The sequence below is a fragment of the Bradyrhizobium sp. USDA 4510 genome (genome assembly GCF_054059095.1).
The window spans coordinates 5,132,569-5,148,976 of sequence record NZ_JBSSBT010000001.1; the positions used below are offsets into that span (position 1 = coordinate 5,132,569).

The 16,408-nt window shown below is 60.8% G+C and carries 14 protein-coding genes and 1 pseudogene; 6 read left to right on the forward strand and 9 right to left on the reverse strand.

Features of this window, described 5'->3' with window-relative positions; all coding sequences use genetic code 11:
• Positions 1 to 103 precede the first annotated feature (103 nt).
• The 3 genes from ACVMDN_RS23840 (at position 104) to ACVMDN_RS23850 (ending at position 2,724) form a co-directional block, all read left to right on the forward strand.
• Complete coding sequence (locus ACVMDN_RS23840; RefSeq protein WP_168856000.1) at positions 104 to 253, forward strand: hypothetical protein; 150 nt, start codon at positions 104 to 106, stop codon at positions 251 to 253.
• A 1,752-nt stretch (positions 254 to 2,005) separates the two neighbouring features.
• Positions 2,006 to 2,209 carry a cold-shock protein gene (locus ACVMDN_RS23845; protein WP_038383590.1) on the forward strand — a complete coding sequence of 68 codons (204 nt, stop codon included), beginning with the start codon at positions 2,006 to 2,008 and terminating at the stop codon, positions 2,207 to 2,209.
• A gap of 365 nt (positions 2,210 to 2,574) precedes the next feature.
• Positions 2,575 to 2,724, forward strand: coding sequence for a hypothetical protein (locus tag ACVMDN_RS23850; protein WP_253589764.1), 150 nt, complete (start codon positions 2,575 to 2,577; stop codon positions 2,722 to 2,724).
• A 4-nt stretch (positions 2,725 to 2,728) separates the two neighbouring features.
• Here the strand turns inward: ACVMDN_RS23850 and ACVMDN_RS23855 are convergent, their stop codons facing one another.
• The 3 genes from ACVMDN_RS23855 to ACVMDN_RS23865 all read right to left on the reverse strand — a co-directional run bounded on the left by ACVMDN_RS23855 (position 2,729) and on the right by ACVMDN_RS23865 (position 9,067).
• The gene (locus ACVMDN_RS23855) at positions 2,729 to 4,039 is read right to left on the reverse strand and encodes an HlyD family type I secretion periplasmic adaptor subunit (RefSeq protein WP_141341773.1); all 1,311 of its coding nucleotides are present in this window, start codon (positions 4,037 to 4,039) and stop codon (positions 2,729 to 2,731) included.
• Between the two features lie 8 nt (positions 4,040 to 4,047).
• Entirely contained in the window at positions 4,048 to 5,964 is a 1,917-nt protein-coding gene (locus ACVMDN_RS23860; protein ID WP_310885760.1) for a type I secretion system permease/ATPase, read from the reverse strand.
• 88 nt (positions 5,965 to 6,052) lie between these two features.
• Complete coding sequence (locus ACVMDN_RS23865) at positions 6,053 to 9,067, reverse strand: DUF5801 repeats-in-toxin domain-containing protein (RefSeq protein ID WP_456834872.1); 3,015 nt, start codon at positions 9,065 to 9,067, stop codon at positions 6,053 to 6,055.
• Between the two features lie 685 nt (positions 9,068 to 9,752).
• Here ACVMDN_RS23865 and ACVMDN_RS23870 point away from each other — a divergent pair.
• The 3 genes and pseudogenes from ACVMDN_RS23870 to ACVMDN_RS23880 form a co-directional block, all read left to right on the forward strand.
• Positions 9,753 to 10,010: pseudogene (locus ACVMDN_RS23870) on the forward strand (IS110 family transposase); the annotation flags it as partial.
• Positions 10,011 to 10,053: 43 nt separating this feature from the next.
• Positions 10,054 to 10,185, forward strand: coding sequence for a hypothetical protein (locus tag ACVMDN_RS23875; protein ID WP_256522273.1), 132 nt, complete (start codon positions 10,054 to 10,056; stop codon positions 10,183 to 10,185).
• A complete protein-coding gene (locus ACVMDN_RS23880; protein WP_253623540.1) occupies positions 10,182 to 10,625 on the forward strand; it encodes a hypothetical protein in 444 nt (147 codons plus the stop codon). The genes ACVMDN_RS23875 and ACVMDN_RS23880 overlap by 4 nt, the downstream gene beginning before the upstream one ends.
• Positions 10,626 to 11,556: 931 nt before the next feature.
• On the opposite strand, the gene rpoH is transcribed toward ACVMDN_RS23880, so the two are convergent.
• The 6 genes from rpoH to groL all read right to left on the reverse strand — a co-directional run bounded on the left by rpoH (position 11,557) and on the right by groL (position 16,406).
• On the reverse strand, positions 11,557 to 12,483 hold the full coding sequence (gene rpoH / locus ACVMDN_RS23885) for an RNA polymerase sigma factor RpoH (protein WP_076828143.1): 927 nt from the start codon (positions 12,481 to 12,483) through the stop codon (positions 11,557 to 11,559).
• Positions 12,484 to 12,561: 78 nt separating this feature from the next.
• Positions 12,562 to 13,071 (reverse strand): hypothetical protein, encoded by a 510-nt coding sequence (locus ACVMDN_RS23890; protein ID WP_200844541.1) that lies wholly within the window; start codon positions 13,069 to 13,071, stop codon positions 12,562 to 12,564.
• Positions 13,072 to 13,086: 15 nt separating this feature from the next.
• Complete coding sequence (locus ACVMDN_RS23895) at positions 13,087 to 13,407, reverse strand: hypothetical protein (RefSeq protein WP_076828166.1); 321 nt, start codon at positions 13,405 to 13,407, stop codon at positions 13,087 to 13,089.
• A gap of 70 nt (positions 13,408 to 13,477) precedes the next feature.
• Positions 13,478 to 13,933, reverse strand: coding sequence for a small heat shock protein HspD (hspD, locus tag ACVMDN_RS23900; protein WP_018272795.1), 456 nt, complete (start codon positions 13,931 to 13,933; stop codon positions 13,478 to 13,480).
• Positions 13,934 to 14,255: 322 nt separating this feature from the next.
• Positions 14,256 to 14,582, reverse strand: coding sequence for a hypothetical protein (locus ACVMDN_RS23905; RefSeq protein WP_253623538.1), 327 nt, complete (start codon positions 14,580 to 14,582; stop codon positions 14,256 to 14,258).
• A 201-nt stretch (positions 14,583 to 14,783) separates the two neighbouring features.
• The gene (gene groL / locus ACVMDN_RS23910; protein ID WP_456834871.1) at positions 14,784 to 16,406 is read right to left on the reverse strand and encodes a chaperonin GroEL; all 1,623 of its coding nucleotides are present in this window, start codon (positions 16,404 to 16,406) and stop codon (positions 14,784 to 14,786) included.
• Positions 16,407 to 16,408: the final 2 nt, after the last annotated feature.

Here is a 16,408-nt window from a genome sequence, read left to right on the forward strand (position 1 = left end):
GCGATCGGGTCGCGGTCGGCACGAAGCATATGCTGCTGGGGCAGATGCCGTGGGGCACCAAGCTGCGGGTTGACCGAGGTCAAGGATTATTTGAGTTGATGCGATGAAAACTGTCTGGATCTACACGGACACGGCCAAGAAAATCGGCGACGAGGACCACATCAAGGTCTTCGCTTCGATCGAGGCCGCCGAGAAATGGTTCGAGGAAAACGCCCCCGAGGGCGTGGCATTTGAGTACGCTGTCCTGGAGTGAAAATGGCAAAGGCCTTGCTGCTCTCATTGCAATTGCCGCATTGGCTGATAATCGCAGGGGCCGCGCTGATAGCGGTCGGCCTGATTGGCCTTGTGATTAGCCGCCGGCGCCGGACCAATGTCCAGGACGAAGCAACCACAGAGCCAAGTTCCGAGCCACGCCCCCAACTGTCACCGCTGCCGGATCTTCTTAACTCACGACCACGAAAGGATCGGCGTGAGATCTAAGGGTCGCACGAGCGAAAAAGATGGAGGTGTGGCAGGATCACTGGCTTGTAGCTAGCCACCGTCGGCGCATAGTCAACAAATGATCGAGCAGCGACCAGCTTTCATGGCTTGCAAAAATCCCGGCCCCGGCTGGAGGATCGACATTCTGTGGCCCGATGGCGAAACGGAAGTCATCAAGGGTTTTACTACTGAGCACGACGCCGCGAAGTGGATTTCAGAGCACTCGAAGACGTGGCAAGAAATCCCTGACCAACCGCGCTAGAGCGGTTCGCTGGCGTCCACTCATCGCGACGTCTAGCGGCTTCTCAGCGTGCGACGGCCCGATTGATCGAGGCACGCCCTGACGTCCGTCATTTCGCGTCGCCGCTTTGGCTTCAAAAGAGCGGACCCTGCTTTTGCGTCGGAATGAAGCCTCGTCCGCGTTGGTAGAGGTTTCTCGCTCGGACCTCCCTCCCCTATTGAGCAAGCCGGCGTTCGCGGGCTCGGCGGCGCATCCGTCCACGGATCGCGACCTTAACGTTAAACCGAAAAACGATGAGCGCGCCCGGCGTGGCAGTCTCTGAGATATTTCATTCTCTCTTCGTCAAAAGCCAATTTCAAAGTTCAGCGATTTGAATCGATGATCCTGGAATTCGGTATCGTGACCACGATCGTGGGATCTATGCTCGCCTTGTATGCAAGCCGGCGTCGTTCGATCATCCTGGAGGCGTGCGCAGGCGTGCTGCTGATTGCTGGCCTTAGCTGCCTTGGCGCGGGGCTCCCGCGTGTTTGACCGCTTCGCAGACTGGAGCGCGCCGCGCTCAAGCCATCGGATATGCCTTCGTGGCCTGGGCCCGAGCGCTAGATGCTCTGGGAATTGCGATGGAGCTATTTCTTTGACGCAGGACCATATTTCGCAATCCGAACAACTGGCGAGCGTCGCAGCTCTGACGCCGAAGGCGGTTGACTTGCTAAATCTTCAAAAGAGGATTTCCGCTGTCCGGTTCGGTTAGGATCGCGGTGTCACTCGATGGCTGCGAGGCGGATACCTTCGACGAGAAGCACATAACCGTCAGGCCGCATCCACGGTCGCTTTTCCGGCCAACGCTCAAGCTGCTCCAGCGACTGGGCGCGCCTCGTCAAACGCCCAGGATAAGCGGCGCGGCAATGGATTGGAAGGTAACTACATAACCCGGATGCAGGCGAGCAACTTGGCGCATTGCCTGCAGCGCAGGCCCGTGGAAGGAACTGCAAGAGCCCACGCCAGATCAACCAAGGCCACATCAGCAGATCGTGCGGGCTGGCACGGATCGCCTGCTACAATCTTTCGAGTGCTCTCTCGATATCCGCCGCCCCTCAGCAACCTCTATTACTTTCCGCGCGTGGAACAAAAACATCGGCAGGAGAAACGGGCCTCAGCGAGGATACCGAGCTTGCCGCTTTCCCCGGATTCCTACGGACGCGTTAACCACTTGCTGTTCGCAGCCTAAGCAACTCGTTAACAGGGAGGTGCGATTATGCGGTCTTTGAGCGGAGAAATAGTGAAATGCCCAAGGGCATGGTCAAGCTGTTTAAGGAAGACAAAGGCTTCGGATTCATAAAGCCGGATACCGGTGGGGAAGATATCTTCTTCCATGTCACGTCCCTTCTGCCTGGAGTAACACCTAGGCCAGGTGATCGTGTTACTTTCGAACTCGGGGTTGATCGAAGAACCGGACGTAGCCGGGCCGACAAGGTTATGATGGGCTAAGACCCTCACTCCAATGCGAACAACCGATCTGCGCAAAAATCGAAAGTCTCTACCAAAACTTGCCGTACCCATTTCACGACTCGGGGATGCGCACCCTTCTCTCCCATGAGTGCGCATGGGCAGCCCCGCCCGCACAAGACATTGATTTCATTTCGGATAACACGCCCCTAAAAACGCAAAATTTGGCAGTTCGGACCACATCAAGCTGACGATCGGCTGTCCTCCGAACGCGCAATGAGGCCGCGCCAGCGAAGTCGCGCGGTGAGCCCGTCAAGAGGGACGGGTTTGAAGTTCGGTCACTCAGCGCCGCTCGAATCGTGACTGATCACGAGTTCATAACCCGGCAGGGTCTGCCGGCTGACGACATGGCGCAGGTCGTACGCAAACTGTTTGAGCAGCGAGAGCAGCCATTCTTCGTCGGCGACTGCTATTCCTGGCGGCTGGGTGGACCGGTCGTGGCCGAGACATTTCCGCAGTTCGCGCAGAAGCCGGTCGAGGTGAAGCAGAGTTCGTGAGCCGCTAGCGCTCGCGCCAAGCGCGCATCAGCTGATCGGAGAACGGCTTGAAGAGGTAAGACATCACTGTGCGCTGCCCGGTCTGAATAAAGGCTTCGACTGGCATGCCCGCGATCAGCTTCACGTCGCCGAGGCGGGCCATCTCCGCCTCCGTCACCGCAATGCGGGTGACATAGAAGCTGGTTCCAGTCTTTTGGTCGTTCGTGACATCAGCGGACACGTGGTTCACTTCACCGTTGAGCTGCGGCGTGGTCCGCTGGTTGAAGGCGGTGAAGCGCAGCAGCACCGGCTGGCCGACCGATACGCGATCGATCTCATGCGGGGCGATGCGCACTTCGACGACCAGCAGGTCGTGGGCGGGGACGATCAGCATGATCGGCTCGCCGGCGGTGACGACGCCGCCTATCGTGTGCAGCGCGAGCTGCTGCACGGTGCCATCCTGCGGCGCCCGGATATCGATGCGCTTGAGCTGATCGTCGGCGGCCACCCGCTTCTCGACCAGTTCCGAGGTCTTCGCGCGAATCTCGGCAAGCTCCTTTCCCACCTCGGTGCGGAGATCCTGATCGACCTGAATGATTTGCAGCGCGGTCTCGGTGATCCGGCCCCTCGCTTCGGCAATGGAGGCGACCAGAGCGCCGCGTTCGCCGTGCAGGCGCACCGCATCGCGCTCAAGTGTGGTCACGCGCGTGATCTGGACCAGGTTCTTGCGCCACAGATCGCGCACGCCGACGAGCTCCTGGTCGACAAACCTCGTCTCGCCGTCTTTCGCGGCGATCTGCTCTTCCAAACCGCCGATCTGCTCTCGCAATTGGCCGATGCGCTCGTTGAGCTGGGCCTTCTTGCCTGCTCGGGCGGTGCCGCGGAGCTCGAACAGCTTGTGCTCGCCGACGAGCACGCGCGCCACATCCGTGTCGGAGATACGCGCGATGAGGTCCGCCGGAAAGTCGACGCGCTTTTGGTCGTCGCGCTCCGCCTCGAGCCGGGCCTGGCGCGCCGCTAACTCGTCGAGGCTCTTGAGAATGACCAGAAGGTTGGCCCGCGTCACCGTCTCGTCGAGGCGCAGCAGCACGTCTCCAGCCTTCACCCTCGAGCCCTCTCGGACATTGAGTTCGCCCACCACGCCGCCGGTCGGGTGCTGCACCTTCTTGCTGTAGCTGTCGACCACCAGCGTACCTGCGCCGATGACGGCGCCCGCGAGTTCCGTCGTGGCAGCCCAGCCGCCGACGGCGCCGGCGAGAAGGATGACACCCACCAGTCCCGCGCCGAGGTGCCGGCGGATCGAGAGCGGCACGACGTTGACCGGCTCGCGGTTCATGGGCTCGTTCATGGGCTCGCTCCCTCGCTCACGACCTTGAGCGGTACCGGAGCCGGCCGCGGCTGCATCATCTTGGCCAGCAGCGCATCCTTCGGCCCGAGCGCCTGCACACGTCCCTGCGACATCACCATCAACTGGTCGACGCCGGAAAGCGCGCTGGTTCGGTGCGCGACGACGATGACAATGCCGCCGCGTGCGCGCACGCCCATGATGGCTTGCGTCAGGGCCTGGTCGCCCTCCATGTCCAGGTTGGAGTTGGGCTCATCGAGAACCACCAGGAACGGATCGCGGTATAGCGCACGGGCGAGCGCGATGCGCTGGCGCTGCCCGGCCGAGAGCGCCGCTCCAGCCTCGCCGATCTGCGTGTCGTAGCCATCAGGCAGTTGCAGGATTGTTTCATGCACACCGGCCGCTGTCGCGGCGGCGATGGTCGCCGGCACGTCGGGTTCGGGATCAAATCGGGCGATGTTCTGGGCCACCGTGCCGGCGAACAGCTCGACATCCTGTGGCAGATAGCCGATGTGCCTGCCGAGTGCTTCCGAATTCCATTGTTCGAGGGCGGCACCGTCGAGCCGCACCTTGCCGCTTGCCGGCGTCCACACACCGACGATGGCGCGCACCAGCGATGATTTACCCGACGCACTCGGGCCGACAATCCCTAGCCCTTGTCCGGGCTTTAGCGTGAAGGAAACCTCGAGCACCACCGCGCGCCGATCGCCCGGCGGCGCCACGGAGATGGTCTCGACCGCGAGGCCCTTGCACGGCGGCGGCAGCGGAGTCTTCTCCGACTCGTCCGGGAGCTGCGCCCAGTATTGCTGCAGACGTTTCCAGCTCTGCCGGGCGGCGACCAGGCTTTTCCAGTGCGCGATGGCGAGCTCGACCGGAGCGAGCGCGCGCGACGTGAGGATGGCGCCGGCAATGATGATCCCGCCACTCGCCTCCTGTCGGATGACCAGATAGCCACCGACGCCGAGCACCGCCGATTGCAAGGCCATGCGCAGCACCTTGGAGGCGGAGCCGAAGCCGCCGGCGATGTCGGCGGCGCGCCTCTGGCTGGCCATGTAACCGTCGTTGGCCGCCGCCCAACGCGCGGCGAGGCGCCCACGCATGCCCATGGCGTGCAACACCTCGGCATTGCGGCGGCTGGCCTCGGCCAGGGCATTGCGCTGTGCTACCCGCCCGGTGATGTCCCTGGCGTGCGCACGCGTCAGCCGATCGGTGACTAGCGTCAGCAAAACGAGCAGCAGCGCGCCGATCAACGCGGTGAGCCCCAGCAGCGGGTGGAACAGGTAACAGATTGTGAGATAGAACGGGATCCACGGCAGGTCGAACAACGCGGTCGGCCCGAGCCCCGAGAGATAGCTGCGGACCTGATCGAGGTCGCGCATCGGCTGCAGCCCGTCGCCGCTGATGCGCGCCCGCAGCGGCCAGCGGGCAACAATGTCATAAGCCCGCTCCGAGAATGCGCGATCGAGCCAGTCGCCGATGCGGATCAGGATGCGCCCGCGCAAGATGTCAAGGAATGCATGGAAGAGGTAGAGGCCGCAGGCCAGGACGACGAGGCCGACGAGCGTCGGCACGCTGTGGCTCGGCACCACGCGGTCATAGACTTCCAGCATGAAGAACGAACTGGTGAGATATAGCACGTTCAGCATGGCCGTGATCAAGCCGATGCCGATCAGCACGCCGCGGCAGGCCCGGAGCAGCGACGGAAGATCGTGTGCGGTCGGTGACCCGTCGTGATCGCCGGCGGGAGCAGGCCGCGCGCGCCCCCGCCGCCTTCGCGCCAGCCGGAGAAGGATGATTGCCGCCACGATAGGCAGCGCCGCGCGGAGCATGAAATCGCGCGGCCCGTCGAGAGCCGGGCCGAACCAGGCTTGCGCGTTGGCGGCGACTTGAGACCAGCACTCCGAGAGAATGTCCAACACGCGTATCGATTCCTAGGGGCTCTCGACCTCACGAGACTTTGGCGCGGAGGCGCATCCATGTCGGATGCGTCTCCGCGCGACGGAACTAGGCCAACGGCCAGTGGCTCACGGTCGTCGAGTCCGGGTTGTCCACCAGCACGTTGAAGGTGGCCTTGGCGGTATCGCCATCGGCGTCGGTGTTGACGATCCGGAACTGGATGTCCTGATCGTTCACCGGGGCGGCCACCTGGGTGGTGAAGTTGATGATGCGGACACCCGCATTGGTGTCGACCGGGGTGAAGAAGAACCGGATGTAGCCGGTCGAGAATGTTTCTCCGGCGGCATCGTGATTGCTGCCGGGCACGATAGTATTGCCCAAGTCCGCAACGGTGACGTGGACGTTGCCTTGCTTGAGACCGCTGATGGTTGGGTTCTCGTAGTCGATCAAATCGCCGGCGGAGTTGAACAGCCAATACTCCGCCTTGATGCTGGTGACGTTGCCGATTCCCGCCACGTCGAAGGCCAGATTCTTGAGGTTGAGGCCGCTGCCTTCATTGAAGAAGAAGCCCTCGTTCATGTTGATCTGCGACGCCTGCCCGTTCTTCACTCCGAATCCGATATTGTCGGGGTTGAGGTCGTCGGCCGGGTTCGAGGTGCCGAGATCCGCGGTCAGCAACTGGGCCTGGGTTTGCAGTCCGAGGGCACCTGTATCGGCGGCGGGGAACAGCAGTCCGTTGAAGACGATGTTGTGGCCGCCGCTGGTGCTGACATTGAGCGTCTCGACCGGGCTCCCCGACTTGATGGCGCTGAAGTTGAGCGTCTCCGGCGGGTTGGCGAGCGTCTGCAGCACCGTGAAGGTGTAACCTGTGTCGGATACGCTCAGCTGGTAGACACCGTTGCCGCCGGAATCCTTGTAGGTCAGGACTGTATGATCGGTGTTGTATGACTGCGTGAGCCCGGTGATGGCAGCGGCGGCATCGATCGTGACCTTGGCCCCGTCGGCGCCGTCGGGTGACGTGAACGAGTCCGATCCCGAGGAGCCGGCAGTGAAGCCGACGGCCGGATGCTGGGCGTCCTGCCCGGAGAGGCTCTGCACCCCGCTGAGGCTTGGACCATCGTCGAGCAGCTGGAACTTGTTTCCGATGTTAGCCGCCGCGGCGGCGCTCGTGTCACCGTCCTTGTCGGTGGCAGTGGCCGAGAGCGTGATCAGGTCCGCGGCCATGCTGGCGCTGGCTTCGGAACTGTCGCCGACCGCCCCATCAGTGCTGGTGGTATCGGCGGTCGCTTCCTTGACGGCCCGAAACTCCGAGAACGTGACGGTTCCTGCCGAATCGACGTGAACACCGAAAACGAGATCACCACCCGAGCTCGTCTTGCCGACAACGTCCCCGGTGACGATGTTGTGGCTGGGGTCGTTGGCACTCGCAATGCTGAGCAGAACAGCCTGTCCAGACAGCGAATCGACCAGCCCGGAATCGACATTGGCAGACTTGACGCCGAGCGTATAGCCGCCGACGGATCCAGCCCCGTCGGCGCCGTAATTGGGCGTGAACAGGCCGCTGAAGCTGCCAGACGTGCTGGTGTTCGCCGGGGTGGGGGTTGAGCCGGCCGCGAGATAGCTCTCGTCGAGCTGCAGCGCGGTGGCGGTGCCGTTCGCAAGCAGAGTCGGACCGTCATCCTCAAACAACAGGTTGCCGCCGACGCCGGTGTGCTCCGTCCCACTGGTCGTGTTCGCCACAGTGAATAAGAAATTGCCGAGATCGAAGGTGACGTTGGAGCCGGCCCCGCTCACCGGTTGATTGTTCTTGACCACGAAGCGGTCCATGTGACTGCTTTCCGCGACCGTGAATTCGACGGTGTAATCGTCCTTCAGGCCGGAAATGATGTAGGATCCGTCACTCTGCTGAGTGGGATTGTTGATGGTTTGGACCACGGTCGTTTTGGTCAGGTCCGAATACACCTTGATCGAGGTGATTGGCAGCTTGGTCTGGTTGCCGCTCAAACCGTCGGCACCGAGGTTCGTCGTTGAGAAAAAGGCTGCGTTTTGAGCGTCCGCCGTATCGTCGAGGGCCCACAGTTTCAGGCTTGTGGTGGTGTCCGCGTTGCCCGGATTCACCTGTACCAGCGAAAAGCTCGCCTTAACGACCGAGGTAACGTGCTTCTCAGTGTTAGCATCCGAGCCGTCACTGTAGCTGAGCGCGGCTTGATCATGCACGTCCGTACTGGTTAGCGGGAAGTGCGGATAGTTCACGTGATCAACCAAGTCGACTCGCAGCCCCTCCCCGGGATCGATGTGCTGCGCATTGTTGCCCAAGCCGGTTGTAGAGACATTGACCGTTGACCCCGGCAGCAAGCCGCTGACGATGATATCGGGATCGTTGGTGTCCGTCCCTGCGGTCACAGTCTGCTCGATCGCCGCCCAGGCGTCCTGCCCGGAGGGCACGTTGCCGAAATTGCTGAAGGCGACTTCCGTCGTTGTTGTGAAGAAGGCCTTGACATCGACAAGGCCGGAAAGGTTAAGCGTATCGGCGTCGTCGATCCCGCTGGTGTTGGTGTGCTTCAGCGCCTCGTACTGGATGGTCCAGACGTTGCCGCCTGTCACGTTGCCGGAGGTGATGGTCTCGTCCAGCACGATAGCGAAGGCGACGGTGCCTGTGGAACTGGCTTGCCAGGTCTGGCCACCGTCCGACGTTGTGCCCTCGCGCCCGAGCAGGATGTGGCTGTTGGAATCGGTGTAGAGGAAGATCTGCGCGCCGTCGCCGGTGGCGAAAATCTGGGTCGGCGTGCCGTTGGTGATCGTCCCCCCCGTGGAGTTCGAGAATTGCAGGTCGGTGACGGTGGTCGTGCCGAGCTGGATGAAATCGGTGCCGGCACTGCCGATCGTCCGCGCCGCAGCTTGCGGAAACACCACGCTCGTATCACCCGACTCTTCGCCGGCGGAGCCAGCCACAATGCCCAGACTGGTCTTGAGAGCCGCGCTCATGTTCGCAAGCAGGAAAGACCAGGCAACTTCGTTGTCGGGCCCCGCCTGAACACCCGTGTCATTGTCAGTGCCGCTGGTCTGCAAGCTCGCGGCTTCGTCGATGATGAGATTGCCGTTGATGGTCAATACTGATGCCATGATTTCCTCCCTTCGAAAGGCGGCGCTCGTTCGTACCTTCTTCGGAACAGGCGGTCGCCGCCCGGGCTCGCAATCGCCCAACGGTTTCGCTGCAAAACAATGCGCAATCCAAGCGTCAGCTCTTCGGCGATCTGTGGCGCTCGCCGGGAGGGGACGTCAGTTTCTGGAAGTCCGTTAAGATGGGGCGCAGCGGAAGCCTGTCGTTACTTCGCGCACGCCCCTCCGACGCTGCCTGAATAATCAGTCGCGGAGAGAAGTACCTGCAATCGAATGATCGGATGCTTTTGCATGCTATTCTCCCTCGATCTGCTGCAAACTGCTGCGAACGCAAGTGGAGAAGCAAACACCGTCCAACAAATTTCGAGGCCATGCCTCCCAATGGAACTTTGCCAGTAAAGGAGTGAGAAAATTCAAGGTAAAGGGTGAAGAAGCAGTACCACCTATGGGGTAACGCGCATCCCGCACACCTATTTTGATAGGACAATGACAATATCGCCCTTTACGTGTGGACACGGCGGGGATGCTGCCAAGAGCGTGCGGACAAGCCGGCGCGATGATCATGCAAGAAGTGCTCTGGAAGCTGGGCCGGAAGGTCAGCTCCTAACGCTGGACGACTCCTCCACAGGCACGAGAGTGCCAAGGAGTGGGCGCCGTTTGAGGTTCCCACGATTCGGACTAGCAGCCTATGCAGTCAATTTCGACGATCGGTCTGGATATCGCGAAGTCGGTCTTCCAAGTGCACGGCGTTGATGCAGCCGGCCAGGTGGTCATACGCCGACAGTTGAAGCGCCGGCACGTCCTGACATTTTTCCAGAAGCTGCCGCCACGCCTGGTGGGGATCGAGGCTTGCGCATCATTGCATCATTGGTCACGCGAGCTGCGGACGATGGGGCATGCGGTGCGGTTGATGGCTCAGGCCTATGTGAAGCCCTACGTCAAGCGGCAGAGCCTTTCGCTCGATCCGGGACCGGGTAGTAAGACGGCATGTGATCGAAGCCGTCGAGGCGATGGCGGATCGCCGCGAGGCTCCCGACGACAATGCCGACACGGTGAACATCGCGGACAACCAAGATCGAGCCACCATCCGGCCAGAACACGGCCATGAAGGCGAACAATGATCGCGATGTCAGCAGCGGCGAGGCAGCGCGATCTCGGCCTGGTTGACCCCTATCCCCAAGGTCGAGATCGCACCTTCGTAATGCCAGGATCAGTTGTCGTACCATTCACTGGAATTCCCCGCGTGTTCTTTGCGTCGCTCGAGGGTGGCGGCATGAGTATGTTTCTTGTTTTCGGACATGCCTTCAGCGCGTCCATTGAGCCGAAGATCGTGCATCTTCTGCACGATCGCGAGGCCTTTAAGAAGGCATTCGTGGCTGGGTTTGAGGAGGCAGCTGCTGCCGGATTTGATGCCGTGGATAAATTGCCGGTCGTGCTCGATGACACGCTGATCAGAACAACCTTCCAAGTGCTGGAAGATAAGTTCAATCGATCAAACGACACATCGGAGCGGCGTAAAATCGTCGCCGAAATACTAAATCTGGCAGAGTTGGCAAAATGATCGCCCCTCGACATCGAATTGCGCGCCCTCTTGCTGCCCGAATCGGAGCCGCTCATGGCGCGGCCGGAAACTCACACTTCGGCATGTCCTGACGGCCCGGCCCACCCCAGAGCTACCCCAAGGCCGGGCCGCTTTTTTCTAATTTTCAGCAGGAATATTACAGCGCATTGGGGCGCACGACTTCGCCCACCGATCATATCCCATCTCAAAGCTAATGTTGCCGCGGAGCGCAGCCGACCAACAGTGGTGTCGGGCTGGACCATTTCCGCTATTCACGACTTAGGGAATACGCCAGCGCGGAGCGCAAGTCCCTGATGCTTCTCCGCCAACTCCGAATATCAGGGACCGCGTAGTTTGCGCCGGTTTGCGGAAACGGCTTGGTATGATCCAAACGATTTAGCAATCTACGGCTTCAGAGCACTGCTCATGCTCTCTCTGCTTGAGGGATGAGTTGGATTTTCCGAGCGACGACTGAGCATTGTTGCTGCGTCCGGCAAGACCTTTGTCAGTACCGCTGTTTCTCACACTATCGGCGTCTATCAGGCGGGACCACGGGCCACGGCTGGGACCTTGGTTAGAAAAAACGAGTTTGGCTTCAAGAGGGGTCTAAGAAAAATTCTGGGTTCGATGCAGAAATTTCTGCGTCGGGCGCTTACCAAGCACCTAGAAGAGGGAGCCCCACCACGGTGCGCCCCGAAACCCTATTTTTGAAATGCGTGGGAGCGCTTCAGGCGGCGTCGCGAATCTCCGTGTCTTCGGCGAACGAGCTGGCGTCAGCACACGCGTCTTCTGATGCCTTTGTAGTTAATGACGTTGAACGCAGGCGAGCAGTTTCAAATGCGGAGATATGTCGTGCCGCGCAGTTGGCTCCTGCCGCGGCCATGCTGTTCGCGCCATCAGACAAAGAATGAATGGCGTTAGCATCGTACAGTCAAGCGCCTGAGCCGAAAGTGTGCTTACCGTTCCTTCGAATGTTGTCTGGACTTTTCAGACAGGCTCCTCCTGCCAGCATCGCGGACTGTACCTTTTCAAATGACCGTTGCTCGATTTGGCGGACGCGCTCGCGCGATATTTCGTACTCCAAGGCGAGCGCTTCGAGCTTCGGGGGATCTTCACTCAAATAGCGTGCTGTGAAGATATGCCTTTCACGGGGGCTTAGCTTCTCAATGGCTGCTGTCAATGCTTGGCGCCGTTGAGCCAGTTCCTGGTGCTCGGCCAACGTCACGTCATGAGTAGGCGACGGATCTACCAGTCGTTCGAGGGCATCGCCGACGTCGCCGGCATCGTTGTGTCGTAAATTCAGGGACAGGTCGCCACGCAGGCGGCGGTCCATATTCACGACTTCACGTTCGGGTACCTTGAGGTGAGTGGCGATCGTCTTGACCTGTTCTGGCCTCAGATCCCCGTCCTCCAAGGCGGCGATCGCACTCTTCGATTGCCTCAGTTTGAAGAATAACTTCTTCTGGGCAGCGTCCGCCGTGATCTTCACCAGCGACCAGGAGCGAAGAACAAAATCCTGGATCGTTGCCTTGATCCACCACATGGCATAGGTGGAAAGGCGGATGCCCCGCTCCGGATCGAATCGCCGCACGGCCTGCATCAGGCCGACATTGCCCTCGGAAATGATATCGGCAATGGGTAAGCCATAACCTCGATATCGCATGGCGATTTTCGCAACCAGACGCAGGTGGCTTGTCACCAGGCGATAAGCCGCTTCACGATCGCCGTGGTTTCGCCATCGCCGACCAAGGGTGGTCTCTTCCTCCTGAGTGAGAATCGGAAATTGTCTAATTTCCGTTAAATACTTCGTCAGCCCGGTGCCGAGCGACGGCAATTTCTGAGAGACAGTTTGAGACATTTCCCCCTCGCAGCGCTCAACAAAGTCCCGCCTCTGCCGCGCTCGTCAGAGTCGCGGCAGAGCAACAAAAGCATCGGTCTACAGGGCGGGACTATCGTCCGCCTCATGGCTGCCAAAACGTCGGCCTTTTCGGTTGGACCCATCGGTCCTTCGATCCGAATCGGACTCCAGAAGGCACAGGGCATCCACGATGTCGTCGAAGCTCACGGCTCCATCGATTGTCTGGTTCAATTCTGGATCGTCTTTCACGGCGCAAGCATCCGCGGCCCAAAGCGATAGAATGGCCCGTTTCTCGTACGATGTGAGGTCGAAATCTTCGACAACGTCCATTGGATGAGCGAACGCCTCGGCTGGATGCAGCAGCCCGGCCATCTCCAGGTTCGTTGTTCGTCGGCGATCCGTCTGCAGCGAGAGGCGATCGGGAAACGTCTCGTGCAAAAGAGCCTCCACGGAACGCTGCTCTTCGCTCATCCGGCGTGCGATATACGCTCGCTCCAGGTCCGACAGCCGCGTCTCGAGGAGCCTGCGGTAGCGCCGAATATTGGCGCAATGGGCACGCAGGCGTTCAAGATTTCCCTCGATCATCATTCGTCCCCTTCCGGCTCAGGCGGCCAAGGCACGCTCGGTTGAGCGCAACCGACAAGGCTTTCCACCCGGAGGATTCCGGGGTCCGCCGTCGAGTTCGCACAGGGCCTCGAGGATTTCGTCGATCGATACGGGCTTCTTCAGTCCGGCGGGCGAGCGGAGCGACGGGCATGATGTTATCGCCGATGCGTCGGACGCCCAGGATGCCAGAATTGCCCGCTTCTCGGCCGTCGTCAGGCCGGCGTGGCACACGACATCCCTGGGATGTTCGAAAGCGGTGCCGGGATGCAGGAGCGCGTTGAAGTCAAGCACGTTGTCGTCAGCGGTCGTCGGCCGCATGGTATCCTCCTTTGCATTGACGACGAGCGGCAGCCGCGCGAAGCCTCGCGCGGCGCCGGTCGGAGCCTGCTTAGGCTGCCTTGGCTTCCAATTTCTGGACATTGTCGGCCGATACGCCGTTGATTGCGATACGGCGCGGCTTCATGGCTTCCGGAATTTCCCGGACCAGCTCGATCTTGAGTAAGCCGTTGTCGAATGCGGCGCTCTTGACCTGAACGTAATCCGCCAGGTTGAACTGCCGCTTGAAGCTGCGGGTGGAGATGCCGCGATAGAGAAAATCGCGCTCAGCCTTCTCCGACTTGCTGCCCTCAATGGTGATCACGTTCTGTTCGGCCGTGATCGCGATCTCGTTGGGCGCAAAACCTGCAACCGCCAACGAAATCTGGTAGCGGTCCTCAGACAGCCGTTCGATATTGTAGGGCGGATAGTTGTCCTCGCCGGCCCGCTGGGCCATTTCCGCGAGGTCAAAAAGGCGGTCGAAGCCAATGGTCGAACGCCAAAGGGGCGAGAAATCATAAGTGCGCATAGCCAAATCCTCCAAAGAGCAAGATGGTTACGAGCGGCACCGGACACGACCGGTGCCCGTCTCAACGGCCGGACCCCTGAGGCGCCCGGACACCACCGTTCGGTGGCGACAAAAAAATTAGCAAAGTCGTTTTTGGTTTCAAGAGGGGGCCAAAAATTTTTCAGGGCTTTTGGTCCCCAGTAACCTGACCTGACGTCCGTTTCGTTAACAAGCGAGTTATGCACCCGGGCCCGCAATTCGGACAGCGCGGTTGAGGCGCAGGTTCGCCGTCCTCGAGCGCCAGGGAAGCTGCGTGACCCATAGACGGGCCGCGCGTGGAGCATTAGCTCACTTGGGGTGCAGTCCCTTCCAGGTCGGACGGAAGACGAAGGACGTTGGGTTCATTGCTGTCTGGCAACAGCAGCGTGTCCATCTTGAACAGCGGCGGGCTCGGTTTCCAGCTCATCCACTGCATCGAATCCAGATAGGGGATGGGCGGAAGCGGCAGAGGGTGGTTCGCGCGCTCGGGGATCCGCCTTGGGGGACCGTCCAGGCCCCAGGCACCCGCCGGGAGCAGCATTGCCGCATAAGCGAACGCGCCCGCAATCATCATTCGGGCCCGGCGGGCTGAAGTCTCAGCACGAGCGGAAAGGGTATCATTTCCTGTCATCTCATCCTCCTAATTTCGGCAAGCCGATCCAAGCGATGGTGAGAAGGCTGAGGGCGAACATGAGCCAATGCATTACAGCCGCCCCGCCGTTGGGTGGTGGAGATTGCATGCGCCTGCTCATCTGAAGCTCCTTGGTGCTACCGTTGCTTTCTCGTGGTGGATCGGATGAGCCCGGCCGTCGCCGACCGGGCTCAGGGTTGATCAGAAGTCCATGGACGGCGCGGCAGGCGCCGTCTCCGCCTTCTTCGGCTTGTCGGCCACCAGGGCCTCCGTCGTGATGAGCAAGGCGGCGACTGAAGCCGCGTCCTGCAGCGCGGTGCGGACGACCTTGGCAGGATCGATCACGCCCGCTTTGACCATGTCCTGGTACTCTCCCGTGGCTGCGTTGAAGCCCCAATTGTAGTCGGCGTTCTCGAGCAGCTTGCCGACGACGAGCGAGCCGTCTTCACCGGCGTTCTGGACGATCTGCCGGGCAGGAACCTGGATGGCGCGACGCACGATATCGATGCCGGCCTTCTGATCTGCATTAGAAGCTTTGAGACCATCGAGCGCCTTCAACGCGCGCAGGAGCGCCACGCCGCCTCCGGGCAGGATACCCTCCTCGACCGCGGCGCGCGTTGCGTGCATTGCATCGTCGACGCGATCCTTTTTCTCCTTGACTTCGACCTCGGTGGCACCGCCGACGCGGATCACGGCGACGCCGCCAGCGAGTTTCGCCAAACGCTCCTGGAGTTTCTCGCGATCGTAGTCGGAGGTAGTCTCCTCGATCTGCGCCTTGATCTGGGTGACGCGGGCCTCGATGTCCTTCTTGGCGCCTGCGCCGTTGACGATGGTCGTGTTCTCCTTGTCGATGACGACCTTCGTGGCGCGCCCGAGCATGTTGAGGGTTACGTTATCGAGCTTGATTCCGAGATCCTCCGATATCGCCGTTCCGCCGCTGAGGATCGCAATGTCCTCGAGCATGGCCTTGCGGCGGTCGCCGAACCCGGGCGCCTTGACGGCTGCCACTTTCAAGCCACCGCGGAGCCGATTGACGACAAGAGTCGCGAGTGCTTCGCCCTCGACGTCCTCGGCGACGATGAGCAGTGGCTTGCCCGACTGCACCACCGCCTCCAGCAGCGGCAGCATGGTCTGGAGCCCGGAGAGCTTTTTCTCGTGGATCAAGATGTAGGGATCCTCGAGCTCGACCCGCATCTTCTCTGCGTTGGTCACGAAGTAGGGCGAGACATAACCGCGATCGAACTGCATGCCTTCGACCACTTCGAGCTCGGTATCGAGGCTCTTGGCTTCCTCCACGGTGATCACGCCTTCATTGCCGACCTTCTGCATGGCATCGGCAAGGAAACGGCCGATCTCGGTGTCGCCGTTGGCGGAAATGGTGCCGATCTGCGCGATTTCCTCGTTGGAGGTGACCTTCTTGGCATGCACCTGCAGGTCCTTGACGATGACTTCAACCGCTAGATCGATACCGCGCTTGAGGTCCATCGGGTTCATGCCGGCGGCGACCGATTTTGCGCCTTCCTTGACGATGGCTTGGGCTAGCACGGTCGCCGTCGTGGTACCGTCACCGGCGAGGTCGTTTGTCTTCGAGGCGACTTCGCGCACCATCTGTGCGCCCATGTTCTCGAACTTGTCTTCGAGCTCGATTTCCTTGGCAACAGTGACGCCATCCTTGGTGATGCGCGGGGCGCCGAAGGATTTTTCGATGACGACGTTGCGTCCCTTGGGACCAAGCGTCACCTTGACCGCATTGGCGAGCGTATCGACGCCGCGCAGCATCCGCTCGCGGGCCTCAGTTGAGAATTTCACGTCTTTGGCAGCCATAT